This window comes from Pseudomonadota bacterium, assembly GCA_008501635.1.
GTDB lineage: Bacteria > Pseudomonadota > Gammaproteobacteria > QQUJ01 > QQUJ01 > QQUJ01.
The window spans coordinates 294566-312229 of record QQUJ01000017.1; the positions used below are offsets into that span (position 1 = coordinate 294566).

General features: G+C 62.7%; 22 protein-coding genes. 14 read left to right on the forward strand and 8 right to left on the reverse strand.

Going from position 1 to position 17664, the window contains the following annotated elements; all coding sequences use genetic code 11:
* Positions 1-138 precede the first annotated feature (138 nt).
* From DWQ09_09640 to DWQ09_09665, 6 genes are all read right to left on the reverse strand, one after another.
* Complete coding sequence (locus DWQ09_09640) at positions 139-885, reverse strand: HAD family hydrolase (protein KAA3628370.1); 747 nt, start codon at positions 883-885, stop codon at positions 139-141.
* Between the two features lie 160 nt (positions 886-1045).
* Positions 1046-1417, reverse strand: coding sequence for a hypothetical protein (locus tag DWQ09_09645; GenBank protein KAA3628371.1), 372 nt, complete (start codon positions 1415-1417; stop codon positions 1046-1048).
* Positions 1417-3747, reverse strand: coding sequence for a nitric oxide reductase activation protein NorD (locus tag DWQ09_09650; GenBank protein ID KAA3628372.1), 2331 nt, complete (start codon positions 3745-3747; stop codon positions 1417-1419). Before DWQ09_09650 ends, DWQ09_09645 begins: the two co-directional genes overlap by 1 nt.
* A 184-nt stretch (positions 3748-3931) precedes the next feature.
* Positions 3932-4735 (reverse strand): CbbQ/NirQ/NorQ/GpvN family protein, encoded by an 804-nt coding sequence (locus DWQ09_09655; GenBank protein ID KAA3628373.1) that lies wholly within the window; start codon positions 4733-4735, stop codon positions 3932-3934.
* Between the two features lie 221 nt (positions 4736-4956).
* Positions 4957-5316: a ribulose bisphosphate carboxylase small subunit gene (locus DWQ09_09660; GenBank protein ID KAA3628374.1), complete on the reverse strand. Its 360-nt coding sequence runs from the start codon at positions 5314-5316 to the stop codon at positions 4957-4959.
* A 69-nt stretch (positions 5317-5385) separates the two neighbouring features.
* Entirely contained in the window at positions 5386-6804 is a 1419-nt protein-coding gene (locus tag DWQ09_09665; protein ID KAA3628375.1) for a form I ribulose bisphosphate carboxylase large subunit, read from the reverse strand.
* A 255-nt stretch (positions 6805-7059) separates the two neighbouring features.
* On the opposite strand from DWQ09_09665, the gene DWQ09_09670 reads away from it, so the two are divergent.
* A complete protein-coding gene (locus DWQ09_09670; protein ID KAA3628376.1) occupies positions 7060-7398 on the forward strand; it encodes a Rieske (2Fe-2S) protein in 339 nt (112 codons plus the stop codon).
* Positions 7399-7408: 10 nt separating this feature from the next.
* Here the strand turns inward: DWQ09_09670 and DWQ09_09675 are convergent, their stop codons facing one another.
* Positions 7409-7873 carry a YbaK/EbsC family protein gene (locus DWQ09_09675; GenBank protein KAA3628377.1) on the reverse strand — a complete coding sequence of 155 codons (465 nt, stop codon included), beginning with the start codon at positions 7871-7873 and terminating at the stop codon, positions 7409-7411.
* 120 nt (positions 7874-7993) lie between these two features.
* Between DWQ09_09675 and DWQ09_09680 the strand changes: the two genes are divergently transcribed.
* From DWQ09_09680 to DWQ09_09715, 8 genes are all read left to right on the forward strand, one after another.
* Positions 7994-8608, forward strand: a complete 615-nt coding sequence (locus tag DWQ09_09680) for a flavin reductase family protein (protein ID KAA3628378.1) — start codon at positions 7994-7996, stop codon at positions 8606-8608.
* Between the two features lie 107 nt (positions 8609-8715).
* The gene (locus DWQ09_09685) at positions 8716-8970 is read left to right on the forward strand and encodes a TraR/DksA family transcriptional regulator (protein ID KAA3628451.1); all 255 of its coding nucleotides are present in this window, start codon (positions 8716-8718) and stop codon (positions 8968-8970) included.
* Positions 8971-8985: 15 nt separating this feature from the next.
* Positions 8986-9447, forward strand: coding sequence for an isoprenylcysteine carboxylmethyltransferase family protein (locus DWQ09_09690; protein ID KAA3628379.1), 462 nt, complete (start codon positions 8986-8988; stop codon positions 9445-9447).
* A gap of 32 nt (positions 9448-9479) precedes the next feature.
* The gene (locus DWQ09_09695; GenBank protein ID KAA3628380.1) at positions 9480-9968 is read left to right on the forward strand and encodes a GNAT family N-acetyltransferase; all 489 of its coding nucleotides are present in this window, start codon (positions 9480-9482) and stop codon (positions 9966-9968) included.
* 41 nt (positions 9969-10009) lie between these two features.
* Positions 10010-10819 carry an ATP-binding cassette domain-containing protein gene (locus DWQ09_09700; protein ID KAA3628381.1) on the forward strand — a complete coding sequence of 270 codons (810 nt, stop codon included), beginning with the start codon at positions 10010-10012 and terminating at the stop codon, positions 10817-10819.
* 99 nt (positions 10820-10918) lie between these two features.
* On the forward strand, positions 10919-11671 hold the full coding sequence (locus tag DWQ09_09705; protein ID KAA3628382.1) for an amino acid ABC transporter: 753 nt from the start codon (positions 10919-10921) through the stop codon (positions 11669-11671).
* A 69-nt stretch (positions 11672-11740) separates the two neighbouring features.
* Positions 11741-12448 (forward strand): ABC transporter permease subunit, encoded by a 708-nt coding sequence (locus tag DWQ09_09710; protein ID KAA3628383.1) that lies wholly within the window; start codon positions 11741-11743, stop codon positions 12446-12448.
* On the forward strand, positions 12448-13143 hold the full coding sequence (locus DWQ09_09715; GenBank protein KAA3628384.1) for an ABC transporter permease subunit: 696 nt from the start codon (positions 12448-12450) through the stop codon (positions 13141-13143). The genes DWQ09_09710 and DWQ09_09715 overlap by 1 nt, the downstream gene beginning before the upstream one ends.
* Before the next feature lie 3 nt (positions 13144-13146).
* Here the strand turns inward: DWQ09_09715 and DWQ09_09720 are convergent, their stop codons facing one another.
* Positions 13147-14520 carry an MFS transporter gene (locus DWQ09_09720; protein KAA3628385.1) on the reverse strand — a complete coding sequence of 458 codons (1374 nt, stop codon included), beginning with the start codon at positions 14518-14520 and terminating at the stop codon, positions 13147-13149.
* Positions 14521-14648: 128 nt separating this feature from the next.
* Here DWQ09_09720 and DWQ09_09725 point away from each other — a divergent pair, with 128 nt between their 5' ends.
* From DWQ09_09725 to DWQ09_09745, 5 genes are read left to right on the forward strand one after another with little or no spacing between them, the layout of a single operon-like run.
* Positions 14649-16334 (forward strand): thiamine pyrophosphate-binding protein, encoded by a 1686-nt coding sequence (locus tag DWQ09_09725; GenBank protein ID KAA3628386.1) that lies wholly within the window; start codon positions 14649-14651, stop codon positions 16332-16334.
* 43 nt (positions 16335-16377) lie between these two features.
* Complete coding sequence (locus DWQ09_09730; protein ID KAA3628387.1) at positions 16378-16587, forward strand: hypothetical protein; 210 nt, start codon at positions 16378-16380, stop codon at positions 16585-16587.
* A 19-nt stretch (positions 16588-16606) separates the two neighbouring features.
* Positions 16607-16945: a hypothetical protein gene (locus tag DWQ09_09735; GenBank protein ID KAA3628388.1), complete on the forward strand. Its 339-nt coding sequence runs from the start codon at positions 16607-16609 to the stop codon at positions 16943-16945.
* 5 nt (positions 16946-16950) lie between these two features.
* Entirely contained in the window at positions 16951-17136 is a 186-nt protein-coding gene (locus tag DWQ09_09740; protein ID KAA3628389.1) for a hypothetical protein, read from the forward strand.
* A complete protein-coding gene (locus tag DWQ09_09745; GenBank protein KAA3628452.1) occupies positions 17034-17567 on the forward strand; it encodes an HIT domain-containing protein in 534 nt (177 codons plus the stop codon). The genes DWQ09_09740 and DWQ09_09745 overlap by 103 nt, the downstream gene beginning before the upstream one ends.
* Positions 17568-17664 lie beyond the last annotated feature (97 nt).

Sequence of the window (17664 nt, forward strand, 5' to 3'; positions counted from 1 at the left end):
CTTTTCGTCGTCATTTGAACACACCGGGCAGCGATCATTGTTGCTGATTACAGCCGAAAGGGGTCAAAGCCCTTTTGCCGTTCATTCTGATTCGGTCAGGGGATCCGCCGTCTCAACGCGCCACCGTGCCAGGACGAATTAGAAGTTTGAAAGACCTGCACTCGCCTTGAGTTGCGCCTCAGCATGCCAGCAGCGCAACCGCTCCACATCCACCCGATCCGCTTCCAGATCATCGACCACCGCTACGGCACCCGCGACACCATCGTCCTGGGTGTAGCGACTCCGCGTAACGACGGTGGGAATGCCCGCACCCAGCGCGGCACGCAGGCCGTTGGCGGAATCCTCGATAGCCAGACACGCCCTGGGCGGGAGGTCGAGCTGTTCGAGCACCCAGCGATAGACATCGGGCGCGGGTTTCTTGGCGGCGGCCTGTTCGCCGGCGCCGATCACTTCGAAGCGCTCGCGACCGCCCGTGCCGAGCGTGACGTCGAGTAACGCGAGCACATTGCTCATGCCGGTGGTGGTGGCGATGGCCAGACGCAGCCCCGCCGCCTGCGCCTCGTCGAGCAGGCGACGCACGCCGGGGCGCAATGCCACTTCACCGGCCGCGACCCGTTCCGCGTAGCGGCGGGTCTTGTCGGCGTGAAGGGTGGCGATGAGTGCATCGAGATCGGGGTCGGCAAGGAACTCGGGCTGCAGCATGGCGAGGTAGTGGCGGATGCGTTCGCGGCCACCGGCCACGGCGAGCAGTCGCAGGTAGAGGGACGGGTCCCAGTACCAGGCGAAACCGGCGGCCTGGAAGGCGTCGTTGAAGGCGTGGCGGTGTGCCTCTTCGGTTTCGGCGAGGGTGCCGTCGACGTCGAAGATCAGGGCTTGCAAAGTCATGGTAGGGTTCCCCTCATCCTAACGTTGGTCGCAGTCATGGATGGCTTCCTCCCCTCGGGCGCACTGCGTGCGACCAGCGTTGCTCCAGGCAAAGCTGTCTCCCTCAAGGAGCAGGGACCGTAAGGTGATTACAGGCGCGGTTGGTTGGCCGCTCTCCCGTCTATTTGCCTTCGCCCCCTGGATGCAAACGCGTTTGTAGATTCTCGTGCATCAATTCCAGCACCTTGGCACGCAGCTGGCTCGCCATGAAGTGGTAGTAGTTGAGGGTGCAGCGGACCGGTTCGTGGAGGGCGGCGCGTCCTTCGGGGGCGAATTGCACCCAGGCGAGTATCGGCAGGTCGTACTGGCGTTGATCGACCACCACCCAGGCGTCGTCTTCCAGAAGCAGCGCCATCTCTTTCAATCCCGGCAGCTCGATACGCAACCGGGTGCCGAAGCGCTGGCGCGCGCGCCGCCACAGATTGTAGAGCGCGGCCTCGATCTGATCGGGGCGGGTGGCGATGACGGGCAGATCGTCGATACGGGTGGACATCAGCGTGTCAGGCTGGCAAACAGGGTTGGGAGCTTCTCCGGCAGGCGCTGCACGTTATCGATGATGGTGTAGTGATTGGCGCCGAAGATGCGCTCGACGTAACGGTCGGCGAGCGGATCGAGGGTCAGGCAGTAACTGAGCACGCCGGTGCTGCGCAGCTCCTCGGCCGCCTTTTTGGCGTCCATGCGCAGGTACTGCGGATCGCGCTCGTCGATGTCGGCCGGTTCGCCGTCGGTGACGATAAGCAGCAGCTTGTGGCGCTCGCTGCGCTGCATGAGGTGGCGCCCGGCGTGGCGCATCGCCGCCCCCATGCGCGTTGAGAGCCCGCCCTGCATGCCCGCCAGGCGACTCTTCACCTCGGCGTCGAAGCGTTGGTCGAAATCCTTGAAGCGGTAGTACTGCACATCGTGACGTCCGTCGGAGGCGAAGCCATGAATGGCGAAGGGATCGCCGATGCCGGTGATGGCGGTGGCCACCAGCGACGAGGCCTCGCGGGTCAGCTCCAGGATGGTTTTGTCGGAACCGCGCACCTTTTCGTTGGTGGACTCGGAGAGGTCGAGCAGGATCACCACCGCCAGATCGCGGCGGTTGAGCACGTTGCGCATCGTGATACGCGTGTCGGGGTGCAGACCCATGCGTACCGCGACCATGGCGTCCACCGCGGCGTTGATATCGAGTTCGTCGCCGTCTTCGAGTTTGCGCTGACGGCTCACTCCCTGCGGGCGCAGGCGGTCGATGATCTGCTTGATGCGGTGGCTGACGCCCTTGTGCGCGGTGAGCACGTCATCGATCAGCTTGGGATCGGCGCGTCCCTGGCGGCGTTCGTAAACAGTCGCCCAGTTGGGACGGTGCAGCTGCACCTGGTAGTCCCACTCCTGATAGTGGAAGGGATCGGAGACCGGCTCCTTGCCTTCCATCTGGTTGTAGGAGACACCCATGTCCTCGTAGGGGAAGAGTTCGCTACCCAGCACCCAGATCTCCTGCGCGTCGTCGCCAGCGTTCTCCACCTCGACCTCGTTGATGAACTCCATCAGCCCGACGCGCTTGCGCACCTGACGCTGGCTGGCGGGCAGGTAGGCGGAGGACTCGGACCAGTCGTGCTGATTGAGCGACCAGATGAAGCGGTTGTCGTCGCGGTAGGGGATGCGCAGTTTTTCCAGGATGCGCAGGCTCGGCATCGCCTGACGCCGCGCGAGCAGATTGAACAGGTCGAGACCGATGTGCCAGGCGAACTGGCCGTCCTCGGCGTGCGTGGCGATCTCGTCGTGAAAGCGCGCGACGATGGCGTCGATCTCGTCATCGCCGGTGCGCTCGGCGGGATCGAGCAGCGCCAGGGCGATCTGCTCGATCAGCGGCAGGCTCTCGTGCTCGATGCTGCCGGACTTGGGCACCGTCATGAGGTCGCGCCACAGGCGGCGCATGCCGGGAAAGGCCTGGATGGCGCGGTACTCGACGCGCGCATCTTCCACCAGTCCGACGAAGAACTGCTGCGCCGGGGCCAGCGCCTCGGCCGACTGCGGTTCGGTGGTGTAGACCAGGTGCGCGGCCATGTGGGCGCACATGGCGCGATAGAGATCGAGGCCGCTGAGCCCCGCGATATCGTCCACTGCGTCGGGCAGATGGAGGGTGCGTGCCTCGATGAAGCAGCGAAAGCCGAGATAGTCCGCCGCCGTGGGGCGCAGGAAGAAGGGGCGGCCCCAGAAGGCGCGCAGGTAGAAGTTGAGTTTGCGTTGGCTGTCGATGAACAGCGTGCCGCGCCGCTCCTGCTGCAGCACTGCTTTGCTGTCTTCGGTCTCCAGTCCGAAGTAGCCGGCCTGCTTGGGCAGGTCGCGGCGGTAGGCCTCGGCGCCGAAGTCGGCCCAGCGGCGCAGGCCCGAGAGGGTGAGCTTGCCGAGCAGCTCGTCGAGGTGGTTGAGCATCGGCCGCAAGCCGCGCGGGGCGTTGGCGGTGAGGCGGTGCAGCAGTTGCAGGTAGCCGCGCAGCAGTTCCGGGTCGCCGAGGCGGCTGGCGGCGGTGGGCAGTGTAGCGAAGACCAGGGTCAGTACGCCCCCCGAGGTCATGGAGGCGAGCTTCATCACCGCGTGCACGCAGTCGCGGATCACGTCCTCGCCGCATTCGCGCGCCACCAGCGGCATCTCTTCAAGATACGTGGTGAGAAGTTGCTGCTCTTTGCCCAGATTGACCAGGCCGCGGGCGCCTTCGAGGTAGTCCTTGAGCCCGGCGGGGGACATCACCCGCGCCGCTTCGTGGAAGGTGGACTCCAGGGTGTCGGCGAGTTCGGGGACCGCAGCGACCAGTTCGTCCCGGTAGTCGTCCAATGTCACGGTCATGGTGTGTTTACCTGGCCGTAGGAGCGGCGGAAGCTGCGAATGGGTAGATTGAATTCTTTCAACGCCAAGACGCGAAGACGCAAAGGGTTTGTTTTTCCTGGCGCGCTTGGCGTCTTCGCGTCTTGGTGCAAAATCGACCTCAATAAACACTCGCGGCTGCCGCCGCTCCTACGGTTGGTTCTGCTCATCCGAAGAAGGTCTTGACCGCCGCATCCAGCGTGTCGCGCATATCGGGATCGTCGGTCAGCGGCTCGACCAGCGCCATCTCGCAGGCGGCCACCGGTGCGATGCCTTTGTTGATCAGCTGCCCGGCGTAGATCAGCAGGCGGGTGGACATGCCCTCGTCGAGGCCGTGGCCCTTGAGGTTGCGGCTGCGCTGGGCGATCTGCACCAGACGCTCGGCGGTGGGGGCATCCACGCCGGCCTCGTGACTGACGATCTCGCACTCGACCTCGGTGGGTGGGTAGTCGAAGGACATGGCGCCAAAGCGCTGCTTGGTCGACTGCTTGAGGTCCTTCATCAGGCTCTGGTAGCCGGGGTTGTAGGAGATGACGATCTGGAAATCGGGATGCGCCTGCACCAGCTCGCCCTTCTTCTCCAACGGCAGCATGCGGCGGTGATCGGTGAGCGGATGGATCACCACGGTGGTGTCCTGGCGTGCCTCCACCACTTCGTCGAGGTAACAGATCGCACCGAGGCGCGCCGCGGTGGTGAGCGGGCCGTCCTGCCAGCGGGTGCCGTTGATATCGAGCAGGAAGCGCCCGATCAGGTCGGAGGCGGTCATGTCCTCGTTGCAGGCCACGGTGATCAGCGGCTTGCCGAGCTTCCAGGCCATGTACTCGACGAAGCGCGATTTGCCGCAACCGGTCGGGCCCTTGAGCATCACCGGCATGCGCGCTGCGTAAGCGGCCTCGTACTTGGCGATCTCGTCGCCGACCGGGCGGTAGAAGGGTTCGTTGGCTATTTGGTACTGGTCAAGGTCGCTCACGGTGGGATTCCAGGGCTGAGATGGGGGGACGGCTGAGAATCCCCTCTCCTGCCGGGAGAGGGTCAGGGTGAGGGGATTCACGACTCAAACCACCCTCATCCCAACCTTCTCCCCGAGGGAGAAGGGGTGAACTGCGAATCGACGAAATCCGTTCGATACGGGTCATTTCTCAGGGCCGGCGGCGGGCGGTGCGGGACCGCCCGCCGCCGGCCAACGTGACTTCAGGCCTCGATGGGCGCGCGATAGACGATCATGTTCGCGCCCTGGGACTGCGCGACGTTGTCGTAGCCGATCAGGCGCACGTGGTGTCCCGGGTTGGCCTTCTTGCACGCCTCGATCTCGGTGAGGATGCGGTCGACGTCGGATTCACCGAACATCGGCAGCTTCCACATGTACCAGTAGTTGCTGCTGGCGTGCATCGGCTCGCTGTGCTCGATGGCCGGATTCCAGCCCTGCTGCACGATGTACTGGATCTGCTTGCGGATCTGGTCGGCATCCATCGGCGGCAGATACGAAAAGGTGCCCAGCTTGCGGCTGCTCGGGTCCGACAGGCGGGATGCGTAGTCTTGGGGTTCGCTCATTTCAATTCCTTCATGGCTTGGCGTGTTCAAGGAGCGCCTTGCGGCGCGACTTCGCGGCTGCCGCCGCTCCTACTTGTGCGAGATGTCGAGCTTGTCGACGGTGTCGAACTCGAACTTGATCTCTTTCCAGGTCTCCATGGCCATCTTCAACTCGGCGCTCGATTTGGCGGCGGTGGTGAGGATCTCCTTGCCCTCCTTCTCCAGTTCGCGGCCCTCGTTGCGAGCCTGCACGCAGGCCTCCAGCGCGACGCGGTTGGCCGCGGCGCCGGCTGCGTTGCCCCACGGATGACCCAGGGTGCCGCCACCGAACTGCAGGATCGAGTTGTCGCCGAAGATGGAGACCAGTGCCGGCATGTGCCAGACATGGATGCCGCCGGAGGCGACCGGGAACAGGCCGGGCATCTGGCCCCAGTCCTGATCGAAGAAGATACCCTTGGCGCGATCTTCCTTGTTGAAACGGTCGCGCATCATGCCGATCCAGCCGATGGTGGCCTCGCGGTCGCCCTCGAGCTTGCCCACCACCGTGCCGGAGTGCAGGTGATCACCACCCAGCAGGCGCAGCAGCTTGGTCAGCACGCGGAAGTTGATACCGTGACGCGGGTTGCGGTCGAGCACGGCGTGCATGGCGCGATGGACGTGCAGCAGCATGCCGTTGTCGCGGCACCAGCGCGACAGGCTCGAATGCGCGGCCCAGCCCAGTGTCAGGTAGTCGGACATGATGATCGGCGAGCCGATCTCCTTGGCGAACTCGGCGCGCTTGTACATCTCCTCGACGTTGGGCGCGGTGACGTTCAGGTAGTGACCCTTGCGCTCGCCGGTCTCCTTCTCGGCCTTCTCGATGGCCTCCTGGCAGAAGGAGAAGCGGTCGCGCCAGCGCATGAAGGGCTGCGAGTTGACGTTCTCGTCGTCCTTGGTGAAATCCAGGCCGCCGCGCAGGCACTCGTAGACGGCGCGGCCGTAGTTCTTGGCCGACAGACCGAGCTTGGGCTTGATGGTGCAGCCGAGCAGCGGACGGCCGTACTTGTCGAGCTTGTCGCGCTCGACCTGGATGCCGTGGGGCGGGCCGTCGCAGGTGGTGACGAACCAGAGTGGGAAGCGAATGTCTTCCAGGCGCAGCGAGCGCACCGCCTTGAAGCCGAACACGTTGCCGACCAGCGAGGTGAAGACATTGACGATCGAGCCCTCTTCGAAGAGGCCCATGGGGTAGGCGATGAAGGCAAAGAAGGCCTCATCGTCGCCCGGCACGTCCTCGATGGCGTAGGCGCGGCCCTTGTAGTAGTCGAGGTCGGTCAGCAGGTCGGTCCACACGGTGGTCCAGGTACCGGTCGAGGACTCGGCGGCTACGGCGGCGGCGGCCTCCTCGCGGGGTACGCCGGCTTGAGGCACCACCTTGAAGCAGGCCAGGACATCACTCTCTTTGGGCGTGTAGTTCGGATCCCAATACGTTTCGCGGTACTCTTTTACGCCCGCTTGATAGGTCTTAGCCATTCGTGGCCTCCTCGGATTGAATATCGACGGTCATTCTCTGGGTGGCGCACCCGCAGTGTCGCAGATGTGCTGTATTCAGGGGTACGATTATTAAGGTCTTTAGGCATAAATGAAAATAGATATTAATAATATTTAACATTTGTTTTTACTTATGTATCGGTTACACTGCTTTTTCACCTCGCCGATGCGGATTTGAAGAGTGGGTCGTCGCGCCGTGGTGAGGTGGATGGCATCGTCCAGGATAGGTGAGCTTTTATGCGCGAGCTTTGTCATTTGCAGGACCTGGTGGATGCCAAAACGAAGGGATTCGAGCTCGAGGTCGGTGAGGAATCCGTCGCTATCCTCCTCGCGTTCCGGGATGGCGCCGTCTACGCCTATCGCAATGCCTGCCCTCATGTGGGCACACCGCTCAACTGGCTGCCCGATCAGTTCCTCGATAGCGAGGAACAGTACCTCCAATGCGCCACCCATGGCGCCCTGTTTCGCATTCACGACGGCTACTGTGAGTATGGCCCCTGCGCCGGTGACTCACTGCAGGCGGAAGCGGTTACCGTAACCGACCACAGGGTCTACTGGGTGGATGGAGACGCGTAAGCGACGGACGCTACATCTCCTCTTTCATCACGTTGCAGACCTCTGCCCCCGTAATACGCAACAGCTGGTCGTAGCGCATCGGCACGCCCGAGGCATCGGTTCCGGCGGCGGGGTAGATGGTGTCATAGTCACCAAGCCCTACATCCACAAAGAGCGGCAGCGCCTCGTGGCCGAAGGGGCAGACCGCGCCGGGACGAAAGCCGGTGACCTGCTCCGTCTCCGCCGCGGTCGCCATGCGGGCGTTGACCCCCAGGGTATTCTTGAGTTTCTTGTTGTCCACGCGCCGGTCGCCCGGGCAGACGATGAGTCGGAAGGCGCCATCCTTGCCCTTGAAGAGCATCGATTTGGCGATCTGGCCCACCTGGCAGCCGATCCTGGCGGCCGCGAGTTCGGAGGTGGGAGTGCTGCCGGGTTCGAACTCCAGCGGGGTGAGCCGGTGCCGGGTGAGGATCCGGCGGACTTTTTCTGGGATCATGGCCTGTCTTCACGCTACGATGTTCTGCACCCTAACCAATCGCCGGCGGTTCGCCAAGTCTCGCACAGCGATCAATGGCTATAGTTCAATGCGAGACCGGCCATTTCTGAAAGGCAAGGTATGTATATCGATCTGCGCACCATGAGCCCCAATCAGGTTTACTTCAACATGATCCAGACGCTGATCCCGCGGCCCATCGCCTGGGTGCTGTCGGAGAACGCAGCGGGGGGATTCAATCTTGCGCCCTTTTCCTACTTCAATGCCGTGTGCAGCGATCCGCCCATCATCATGATCTCGTTGGGCAAGCAACCGGACGGGACGCACAAGGACACGCGCGTCAATATCGAGGCACGCAACGATTTCGTCGTACACATCGCGCATCGCGAGATGCTCGAAGCCATGAATGCCAGCTCGGCGACCCTGCCACCCGAGGTCTCGGAAGTGGAGCAGCTGGGATTGGCCACGGCGCCGATGGAGGGATCGCGCCTGCCGCGCCTCGCCGATTGCCGCATCGCCTACGCCTGCGAACGCCATGAGATCCTGGAGATCGGCAACAGCCCGCAGTCGCTGATCCTGGGACGCGTCAAAGGTATCTATATCGATGATGCGGTCGTCCACACCAACGCCAAGGGGCGCATCAAGGTGGATGCCGCCGCGCTCGATCCCCTGGGTCGTCTGGGTGCCAGCGAATATGCCACCTTTGGCGAGGTGGTGAGCCTCGCGCGCCCCGGGTGATCGGGGTGGTCGAGAACCTTGAGGTTGATGATGAAAGGTTGCGCGCCCTGTTGATCGGGCGGCGCGACGAATTGCTGGCGACGGCCGCGGCCGGAGACGATGCGGCCATGGCGGTGGAACTCGATCAACAGCGTGTCGGGCGCCTGTCGCGCATGGATGCCCTGCAGTCGCAGGCGATGTCGGTGGAGGCCAAGCGTCGGCGCGAGCAGGAACTGCGGCGCATCAGTGGCGCGCTGCAACGCCTCGAGGATGGCGGGTATGGCGATTGTGATAACTGCGGCGAACCCATCGCGCGGCGACGGCTGGAGGTCAATCCTGCGGCGACCCTTTGCATTGGCTGCGCGGGCCGTGCCGAGTCGTGAGCCCGCACTGTTGCCATGTCGAGACTTGAACTGAAGATCCCGCCCCTGGCACTTGCCCTGCTCACGGCGGCGGCGATGTGGGGGCTTGGCGCATGGACAAAATCCCTGTCGGTCGTTATCCCCTATGGCGCCAGGATTGCGCTTTTGCTGGCGGCGCTGGGTGCCGTCGTGATTGCTGCGGGGATCGTTTCGTTTCGCGCCGCCAGAACCACCGCCGACCCGCGCTATCCCGGGAAGGCGTCATCGCTGGTTGTTGTCGGGATCTACCGCTACTCGCGGAATCCGATGTACCTCGGTATGGCGATTCTGCTGCTGGCTTGGGCGTTTTATCTTGCCAATGGGTTTGCAGCCTTGTTGGTGGTCGCTTTTGTGATCTACATGAATCGCTTTCAAATCGGGGTGGAGGAGCGATTCCTGAGTGAGCTGTTTGGCGCCGATTACGTGGGCTACACGAACCGGGTGCGCCGCTGGCTGTAGCGGGTCCCGGCTCCTGAGTTACCATTAGGCCCATGCCCCTGTTAGATGACGTAGTCGAGGCCGATCTCCCGGCGATATTGGCCTTGAACCAGATCTCCCAACCCCACGTGAGCAGCCTGACGCTTGATGCGCTGCGCCAGCTCCGGGAATGGTCTGCCTATTTTCGAGTAATGCGCGACGGTGAGGTGCTGGCGGGCTTTCTGCTGGCCCTGCGCGAAGGGCAACCCTACGCGAGCCTCAATTACCGCTGGTTTGCGCAACGTTACGTTCAGTTCGTCTATATTGATCGGGTAGCGGTGGCGAAATCGCACCATCGGCGCGGCCTGGGTGCCTTGCTCTACGAGGATCTGCACCGGTTCGCGGCGCGACAAGCGCCCCTGGTGGCGTGTGAAGTGAACACCCGCCCGCTGAATGAGGTATCTTTGGCCTTTCATGAGCGCATGGGCTATCAGCCGGTAGGCAGCCAGGAGACCGAAGGCGGAACCAAGACGGTTGCCATGATGGTCCGCCCGTTCAGCTGAATACGCATAACTAGAAGAACGCAGAGTCCAAGGCATCGATTGTGAACAGCGCAGCACACAAAGAGCACGCCTCCTCCGTCGACGGGCGTCTGCCGGCCCTAGTGTTGGAAAACATCCACAAACGCTTCGACAAGCTCGAAGTGCTCAAGGGAGTTTCCCTTACCGCGCACGACGGCGATGTCATCTCGATCCTCGGTAGCAGCGGCTCGGGCAAGAGCACGCTGTTACGGTGCATCAATCTGCTGGAGCAACCCGACGCCGGCCGCATCTGGGTCAACGGCGAAGAGATCGCGATGAGCGAGTGCAAAGGCGGTGGAATGGAGCCTTCCGACAAGCGTCAGGTGGAGTCGATCCGCGCGCGTCTGGCGATGGTGTTCCAGAGCTTCAACCTGTGGGCGCACAAGACCATCCTGGAAAATGTCACCGAAGCGCCGGTGCACGTGCTCAAGCTCCCCAAGGCCGAAGCGGTCGCGCGTGCCGAGGCGCTGCTCGATAAGGTGGGTATCGCCGACAAGCGCAATTTCTACCCGGGCTCCCTCTCCGGCGGCCAGCAGCAGCGCGCGGCCATCGCCCGTGCGCTGGCCATGGAGCCCAGGGTGATGCTGTTCGACGAGCCGACCTCCGCCCTCGACCCCGAGCTGGTGGGCGAGGTGTTGAAGGTGATGCGCGGGCTCGCCGACGAGGGGCGCACCATGATCGTGGTGACGCACGAAATGGGTTTCGCCCGCGAGGTTTCGTCAGAGGTTATTTTTCTGCACCAGGGTCAGGTCGAAGAGCAGGGCGATCCCGCCCGGGTCTTCGGTTCGCCGAGGTCAGAGCGCTGCCGCCAGTTCCTGGCCAGCCAGTTATAGCGAAGTTTGTAGAGAGGTGCCGGCTCACCCCGTGGGAGACCGGTTGGTTTGCAATCACAACAAGTAACAGCTGCGTAAGTATTCAACGAGGAGGATAAGATGAAACAACTGAAACTGATTTTGATTTCGCTGGCACTGATCGCGGGCGGTAGTGGTGCCGCGCTCGCCGACAGCGTACGCATCGCCACGGAGGGCGCTTACCCTCCGTTCAACATGAAGAGTGCCAGCGGTGAGCTGGAAGGCTTCGACGTCGATATCGCCAAGGCGTTGTGCGCCAAAATGAACGCCAAATGCGACATCGTCGCCCAGGATTGGGACGGCATCATCCCCGGCCTGCTGGCGAAGAAGTACGATGCGATCATCGCCAGCATGTCGATCACCGACGAGCGCAAACAGAAGGTGGCGTTCACCAGTCCCTACTATTCCAACTATCTGCGTTTCGTCGCCGCCAAGGGCAGCGGCCTGCAGGCGACCGCCGAGGGTTTGAAGGGCAAGAACCTGGGTGCGCAGCGTGCCACCATTGCCGCGCAGCATCTGGAAGACAACTTCCGCAAAAGTGCCAGCGTGAAGGTCTACGACACCCAGGAAGCGGCTTATCTCGACCTGAAAGCGGGCCGCATCGACGCGCTGCTCTCCGATATCTACCCCGCCTACGACTGGATGCAGCAGGCAGACAATTCCGGCTTTGAGTTCATCGGCGACTCCATCGATATCAACGACAAGATCGGTATCGCCGTGCGCAAGGGCGACAAGAGCCTGGCCGAAAAATTTGACAAGGCGCTCAAGGAGATTCGCGCCGACGGCACCTACCAGAAAATCAACGCCAAGTATTTTCCGTTCGATATCTTCTAGATCGTTTATGGTTGCGGCGCCGGTGGTTGAGTCCACCGACGCCGCAACTTTCGACAGTTTGCTCAACGCATGTGGGAAATGCTCAGTTTCGGCGATCAGGGCTTTGGCGATGAGATTCTCGCCGGAGCCTGGCTGACGCTGCAACTCGCTGTTGTGTCGCTGGGATTCGGACTTGTCCTCGGGCTTGCGGCGGCCTCGGCACGACTGTCACGCTCTCGCCTCGCGCGGGGCGTGGCGCGCGGGTATACCGAGTTGGTGCGTGGCGTGCCCGAGATGCTGGTGGTGCTGGTGGTCTTCTTTGGCGCGTCGGCATTGCTGCAGACCGTCGTCGGCTGGTTCGGCTACGATGACTATATCGAGGTCAACGCCTTTCTCGCCGGCACTTTCGCCCTGGCCCTGGTCTTTGGTGCTTTCGCCAGTGAGGTGCTGCGTGGCGCTTTTCTTGCAGTACCCCAGGGTCAGATCGAGGCGGGTATCGCCTGCGGCATGACGCCGTGGCAGGTCTTTCATCGGATACGCCTGCCACAGATGTGGCGTTTCGCCCTGCCCGGCCTTGGCAACCTGTGGATGGTGTTGCTCAAGGACACCTCGCTGATTTCGGTCATCGCGCTCGATGAGCTGTTGCGCTGGTCCAAGGTGGCGGCCGAAACCACCAAGCAACCCTTCACCTTCTATGCGGTGGCGGCGCTGATCTACCTGCTGCTGGCCATCGTTTCCGATGGCGCTCGCCTGCGCATGGAGCGCTGGGCGTCACGCGGCGTGCCGAGGGCGAATTGATGGACTTCGAGATCATCACCCGTTACGGCGACCGTTTGTTCGACGGCACGCTGATCACCCTCAAGCTGGTAGCGCTTGCGTCGGTGGTGGGGTTGTTGCTGGCGGTGCCGTTGGCATTGGCGCGGGTATCGCGTCGGCGCTGGTTGTGGGTGCCCGCCTACGCCTACATCTATTTCTTCCGCGGCACGCCACTGCTGATCCAGCTGTTTCTGATCTACTACGGACTCGGCCAGTTCGAAGCGGTCCGCGGGAGCGCCGCCTGGGCAGTGCTCGGCAACGCCGAGTGGTGCGGTTTTCTCGGTATGACGCTCAACACCGCCGCCTACACTGCTGAGATCCTGCGCGGCGGCATTCTCGGTGTACCCAAGGGCGAGATCGAAGCGGCACGCGCCTGCGGTATGTCCTATGCGCTGATGATGCGCCGTGTGGTACTGTCGCGCGCCGCGCGTATTGCCTGGCCCGCCTATGGCAACGAGGTAATCTTGCTGATGAAGGGCAGCGCACTGGTGAGTACCATTGCGGTGTGGGATCTGATGGGCGAGACGCGTTCGATCTTCTCGCGCACCTATTCGCTGGATATCTTCGTCTACGCCGGCATCATCTACTTCCTCATCACCTTCGTGCTGACGCGCGTCTTCACGCGCGTCGAGGATCGCATCAACCGCTATCTCTCGCTGGGTTCCGTCGGGGCCTGACGTTCAGCGCTGTTCCTTGCGGCGAAACAGCGTGACGAACTCGTAGACCATACCGATAAAGGCATTGAAGCGCGTGGCGCGAAACACGAAGTCGTGGGGCGAGATGGCACGCCGCGGTTTGCGCACCTCGCGTACCCGGCGCAGGAACAGCAGCGCTACCGTGAGGCGCGCCGCCGTGGAGATGAGAAAGATCCACAACAATGAAGTGGCCAACGTCGGGTCGCCGAACAGGGTGGCGCGGGCCGGCAGCCAATTGAGCAACGCCACACCCAGCAAGCCGCCGAGGAACACGCCGCCTGCGGTCACGATACTGTGCATGACCACGTAGCCCGAGCGTTGGCTGCGCGGCACCAGATCGAACAGCAGATTGCCCGCGCTCAGACTGAAGCCTGCCCAGCTCAGACCGGAGAGGCACTGGATCGCTATGAGATACCAGAAATTGTCCGACACGACCCACAGCGCCGGCAGCAGCGGCACCGAGAGGCTGGTCACCACCAGGATCAGACGATTGCCGAAGGCATCGCTGATGCGGCCCCAGTAGGTGAGCGTCAGAAACTGCACCAGTACCGCGGTGCCGGTGGTCATCATGAACTCAAGGTAGGTGAAGTTGAGATCGCGCAGCATGTAGACCGAGAAGAAGGGCGCCGAGATACCCACCGAGGCCTGCATCAGCGCAAAGTAGGCGGTAAACCAAAACGCGCCGGTCTGGCGTACGTTGCGGATCCATTCGCGTCCCAGGGGCACGCGCGGCAACGTGCTGCCATGCGCCGGTTCCTGCATGCGACCCAATTGATAGACCGAGATCAGGCGGGCGCTGCAGCCGATGCCGAGCAGGAGCGCAAAGCCAATTGCGGTCTGCTCCCATGCTTCGCTCACATGAAGGATCACACCGCCGGCCACCAGCGCGCTGAACGAGGTGATGGTGGTCCAGCGGGTGCGTCGCCCGAAAAAGCGCCCGCGCCGGCGTTCGGGCACCAGGTCGCCCAACCAGCTGGTCCACAGCGGGGCGGCGAGATTGGCGCCCGCGAAGTAGAGTGTGAACAACAGCAGCAGCGTGGCGAAGACATGATCACCGGCCAACCAGATGCTGGCCAGCAAGGGCAGCAGGATCAATCCCTGCAGCAGCGCCGCACCGATGACGACGGGTTTGCGTCGGCCGACCCACTGCGCCAGCAGCGGAGCCAACAGCGCAACCAGGGTGCCGAGCAGCGCGGGGAGCGTGGCCAGTATCGCCACCTGCTGAGCCGATGCGCGCATGAACAGTGCAAACGCCGAGAAGTAGGTCTCGCTGCCACCGGCCATCACCGCGTAGGCCATCCCGTCGCGCACCGAATGGTGCAGCGTGCGGTCGAGTTCGGGGTCCTTGGAATAACGCATGGCGGTGCGAGTACAGCGGTACTTGGCGGGTAGGGAATGCAGGGGGTGCAGGATACGCCCCCTGTGCAGCAATCGCCAGTAGGCTACACTTGCACGCCAGCGGTTTTTCAGTAGCGAATGGAGCGGGCGTGGCGACACGGCGAGCGGGTGACAGGCACGGTGGACAGGTGGTGGTGGAGCAGTTGCGGCGCCACGGATGCCGACGTGTTTACACCGTGCCGGGCGAGAGTTTTCTCGCGGTACTGGATGGGTTGCACGACGCCAACGACATCGAAACCATCGTCTGTCGTCAGGAGGGCGGCGCGGCGATGATGGCCGAGGCGCACGGCAAGCTCACCGGCGAACCGGGCGTCTGCCTGGTCAGCCGCGGACCGGGTTGCACCAACGCCAGCGCCGGCCTGCACATCGCCCAGCAGGATTCGACACCGCTGTTGCTCATCGTCGGTCAGGTGCCGCGCTCCATGCTGGGGCGCGAGGCGTTCCAGGAGATGGACCTGGTGCAGTTCTTCACGCCCCTCGCCAAGTGGGTCGTGCAGGTGGAGGATGCCGATCGTATCCCCGAGTACATGCGCCAGGCCTATTGTCGTGCCACCGCTGGACGTCCGGGCCCGGTGGCGCTGATCTTTCCCGAGGACATCCTGTCGCAGCTCGTTGCGGCGGCCGAAGTGGCGCCCTACCGCCGCACCGTCAGTCGCTGCGGTATCGACGATATGGAAGCGGTATTGCAGGTTCTGGAGAAGGCCGAGCGCCCGCTGGCATTGATCGGCGGGCCGGGCTGGAGTCAGGCGAGTGCCGATCATCTGGCCACCTTTGCCCAGCGCAACTCGTTGCCGGTGGCTGCCACCTTTCGCTGCCAGGATTACTTCGATAACACCCATCCCTGCTACGTGGGCGATGTGGGTTTGGGTATCAATCCCGAACTGGCACAGCGCGTGCGCGATGCCGATCTCATCCTCGCCATCGGCGCGCGCCTGGGCGAAGCCACCACCTCCGGATATACGCTGCTCGAACCACCAGTGCCCAGGCAGCGTTTGATCCATGTCCATCCCGCGGGTGAAGAGCTGGGACGGGTCTATCAGCCCACCGTCGCGGTACAGGCCGACAGCGCGGAGTTCGTCGCCGAGTTGGGCCGCTGCGATCTCGCCGACAGCCGGCGCTGGCGCAGTTGGCTGGAATCGGCACGCCGCGATTACGAGCAGTGGATCGTACCGCAGAAGACGCCGGGTGCATGCCGGTTGGAAGATATCGTCACCTGTCTGCGCGAAGAACTGTCCACCGATGCCATCATCACCAATGGTGCTGGCAACTACGCAGCCTGGGTGCATCGCTACTTCCAGTATCGCCGCTACGGAACGCAGCTCGCGCCGCGCAGCGGTTCCATGGGTTACGGTCTGCCGGCCGCGGTCGCCGCCAAACTGCAGCACCCGGATCGGCCGGTGATCTGCTTCGCGGGCGACGGCTGTTACATGATGCATGGCCAGGAACTGGCCACGGCGGTGCAGTACGGCGCAAACATCGTCGTCATCGTCGCCAATAACGGCCTGTATGGCACCATCCGCATGCACCAGGAGAAGCGCTTTCCGGGGCGAATCGTTGCGACTAAGCTCACCAATCCCGATTTTGCCGCGCTGGCGCGGAGCTACGGCGCCTTTGGCGCGACGGTGGAACGCAGCGAAGATTTCGCCGCAGTGTTCGCGCAGGCGGTGGCGGCGGAGAAACCCGCCCTCATCGAATTGCGCACCGACCCCGAGGCGAGCACTCCCCGAATCACGCTGACAGGTCTACAATCAAATCAACCGAATCCGCGGGTGTAGGGAGACATCTTCGGCAGCAGGGTAACAATAACAAGCACCGGAGATGGTCATGACTGAAAACGCAGCTCGCTTTTGTGCCCAATGCAGCAACCCGTTCCGTTGCGGGCGCGACGACGATGGAGGTTGCTGGTGTGCGCGTGATTTCCCCGCGTTGCCGCAGATACCCGCACCGCACCTGCAGGGTTGTCTCTGCCCGGGTTGTCTGACGCTGGTTGCGACCGATTATCTCAATCAAACCGAGGGGGCGGGCTGACGCCTGCCGAGGAGTGAGCATGGTAAAACGCAGTGAATCCATAGCGCTGGCGTTGGGGCTGGGTCTCTTTGGCTTGGCTTCGTACGTGCAGGCAGCGGGTGACGCCAATGCCGCCAAGGGTCTGGTGGCCGACAATTGCGGCAAGTGTCACGAAACACCCTACTCCAAACCTGGCGAACGCAGTGAAGCCGTCGAAGCGCCCTCTTTCCAGGCCATGGCCAACGATTCCGCCAGTTACTCACCCGAGAAAATGCGCGCAACTCTACTGCAACCCCACTTCCCCATGCAGCAGTTCATTCTGTCGAAACGCGATATCGACAATATCATCGCCTACCTCGCCAGTTTAAAGAGGAATTGAGCACCATGGGCGATGTACTGCCATTCACCAAGCCCAGGCTGGCCGACAAGGCCAAGGGTAAGACCATGTGCCGCCATGGTTTTCACAAATGGCGTATCGACAAGAACCGTCGCTTCGAAGTGAAAGAGGGCAAGCTGCTCACGGTCTACCGCTGCGAACGCTGCGGTGCCACCAAGCACAAGGCGGAGTAGTGATCTCACCGTTTGAACTGCACCCGCGTCTGGCGACGGATACTTTTACCCTGGGTCGTTTCAAACTTTGTCGTCTGCTGTTGATGAACGATGCGCGCTTTCCGTGGTGCATTCTCGTACCCGAGCGTTCCGGCATTACCGAAATCCATACGTTGAGTGATGAGGATCAGATTCTATTGGTCCGTGAATCTTCGTTGCTGGCCTCGCGGATGACGGAGACGTTCGCGGCCGATAAGATGAATGTGGCGGCATTGGGAAATGTGGTGTCGCAACTGCATGTGCATCATGTGGCGCGGTTTCGGACGGATGTTGCCTGGCCGGCACCGGTGTGGGGCTGTGGGGAGCCTGTGGCGTACGATGATGGGGGATTGGCTGATGCGCGAGCGAGAATCGAGACGGCATTGGCAGATGATTTGGGCGCGGCTGAATAGCAAGACTCGCAGCGTCGATGCTGTACGCAAAATCCGGCGCTGCTATCGAACCTGCTATTCAACGTGATGGAGTGCCGGTTGGGGGCTATGCCTATCC

What these genes read in the sequence shown, in the direction of transcription:
- DWQ09_09720 (KAA3628385.1), bottom strand. Translation starts at nt 14,520, where the DNA reads ATGCGTTATTCCAAGGACCCCGAACTCGACCGCACGCTGCACCATTCG.
- DWQ09_09675 (KAA3628377.1), bottom strand. Translation starts at nt 7,873, where the DNA reads ATGATCCCAGAAAAAGTCCGCCGGATCCTCACCCGGCACCGGCTCACC.
- DWQ09_09640 (KAA3628370.1), bottom strand. Translation starts at nt 885, where the DNA reads ATGACTTTGCAAGCCCTGATCTTCGACGTCGACGGCACCCTCGCCGAA.
- DWQ09_09690 (KAA3628379.1), top strand. Translation starts at nt 8,986, where the DNA reads ATGTCGAGACTTGAACTGAAGATCCCGCCCCTGGCACTTGCCCTGCTC.
- DWQ09_09670 (KAA3628376.1), top strand. Translation starts at nt 7,060, where the DNA reads ATGCGCGAGCTTTGTCATTTGCAGGACCTGGTGGATGCCAAAACGAAG.
- DWQ09_09645 (KAA3628371.1), bottom strand. Translation starts at nt 1,417, where the DNA reads ATGTCCACCCGTATCGACGATCTGCCCGTCATCGCCACCCGCCCCGAT.
- DWQ09_09695 (KAA3628380.1), top strand. Translation starts at nt 9,480, where the DNA reads ATGCCCCTGTTAGATGACGTAGTCGAGGCCGATCTCCCGGCGATATTG.
- DWQ09_09715 (KAA3628384.1), top strand. Translation starts at nt 12,448, where the DNA reads ATGGACTTCGAGATCATCACCCGTTACGGCGACCGTTTGTTCGACGGC.
- DWQ09_09705 (KAA3628382.1), top strand. Translation starts at nt 10,919, where the DNA reads ATGAAACAACTGAAACTGATTTTGATTTCGCTGGCACTGATCGCGGGC.
- DWQ09_09665 (KAA3628375.1), bottom strand. Translation starts at nt 6,804, where the DNA reads ATGGCTAAGACCTATCAAGCGGGCGTAAAAGAGTACCGCGAAACGTAT.
- DWQ09_09685 (KAA3628451.1), top strand. Translation starts at nt 8,716, where the DNA reads ATGGCGGTGGAACTCGATCAACAGCGTGTCGGGCGCCTGTCGCGCATG.
- DWQ09_09680 (KAA3628378.1), top strand. Translation starts at nt 7,994, where the DNA reads ATGTATATCGATCTGCGCACCATGAGCCCCAATCAGGTTTACTTCAAC.
- DWQ09_09710 (KAA3628383.1), top strand. Translation starts at nt 11,741, where the DNA reads ATGTGGGAAATGCTCAGTTTCGGCGATCAGGGCTTTGGCGATGAGATT.
- DWQ09_09660 (KAA3628374.1), bottom strand. Translation starts at nt 5,316, where the DNA reads ATGAGCGAACCCCAAGACTACGCATCCCGCCTGTCGGACCCGAGCAGC.
- DWQ09_09745 (KAA3628452.1), top strand. Translation starts at nt 17,034, where the DNA reads ATGGCGTATCGACAAGAACCGTCGCTTCGAAGTGAAAGAGGGCAAGCT.
- DWQ09_09740 (KAA3628389.1), top strand. Translation starts at nt 16,951, where the DNA reads ATGGGCGATGTACTGCCATTCACCAAGCCCAGGCTGGCCGACAAGGCC.
- DWQ09_09730 (KAA3628387.1), top strand. Translation starts at nt 16,378, where the DNA reads ATGGTCATGACTGAAAACGCAGCTCGCTTTTGTGCCCAATGCAGCAAC.
- DWQ09_09735 (KAA3628388.1), top strand. Translation starts at nt 16,607, where the DNA reads ATGGTAAAACGCAGTGAATCCATAGCGCTGGCGTTGGGGCTGGGTCTC.
- DWQ09_09650 (KAA3628372.1), bottom strand. Translation starts at nt 3,747, where the DNA reads ATGACCGTGACATTGGACGACTACCGGGACGAACTGGTCGCTGCGGTC.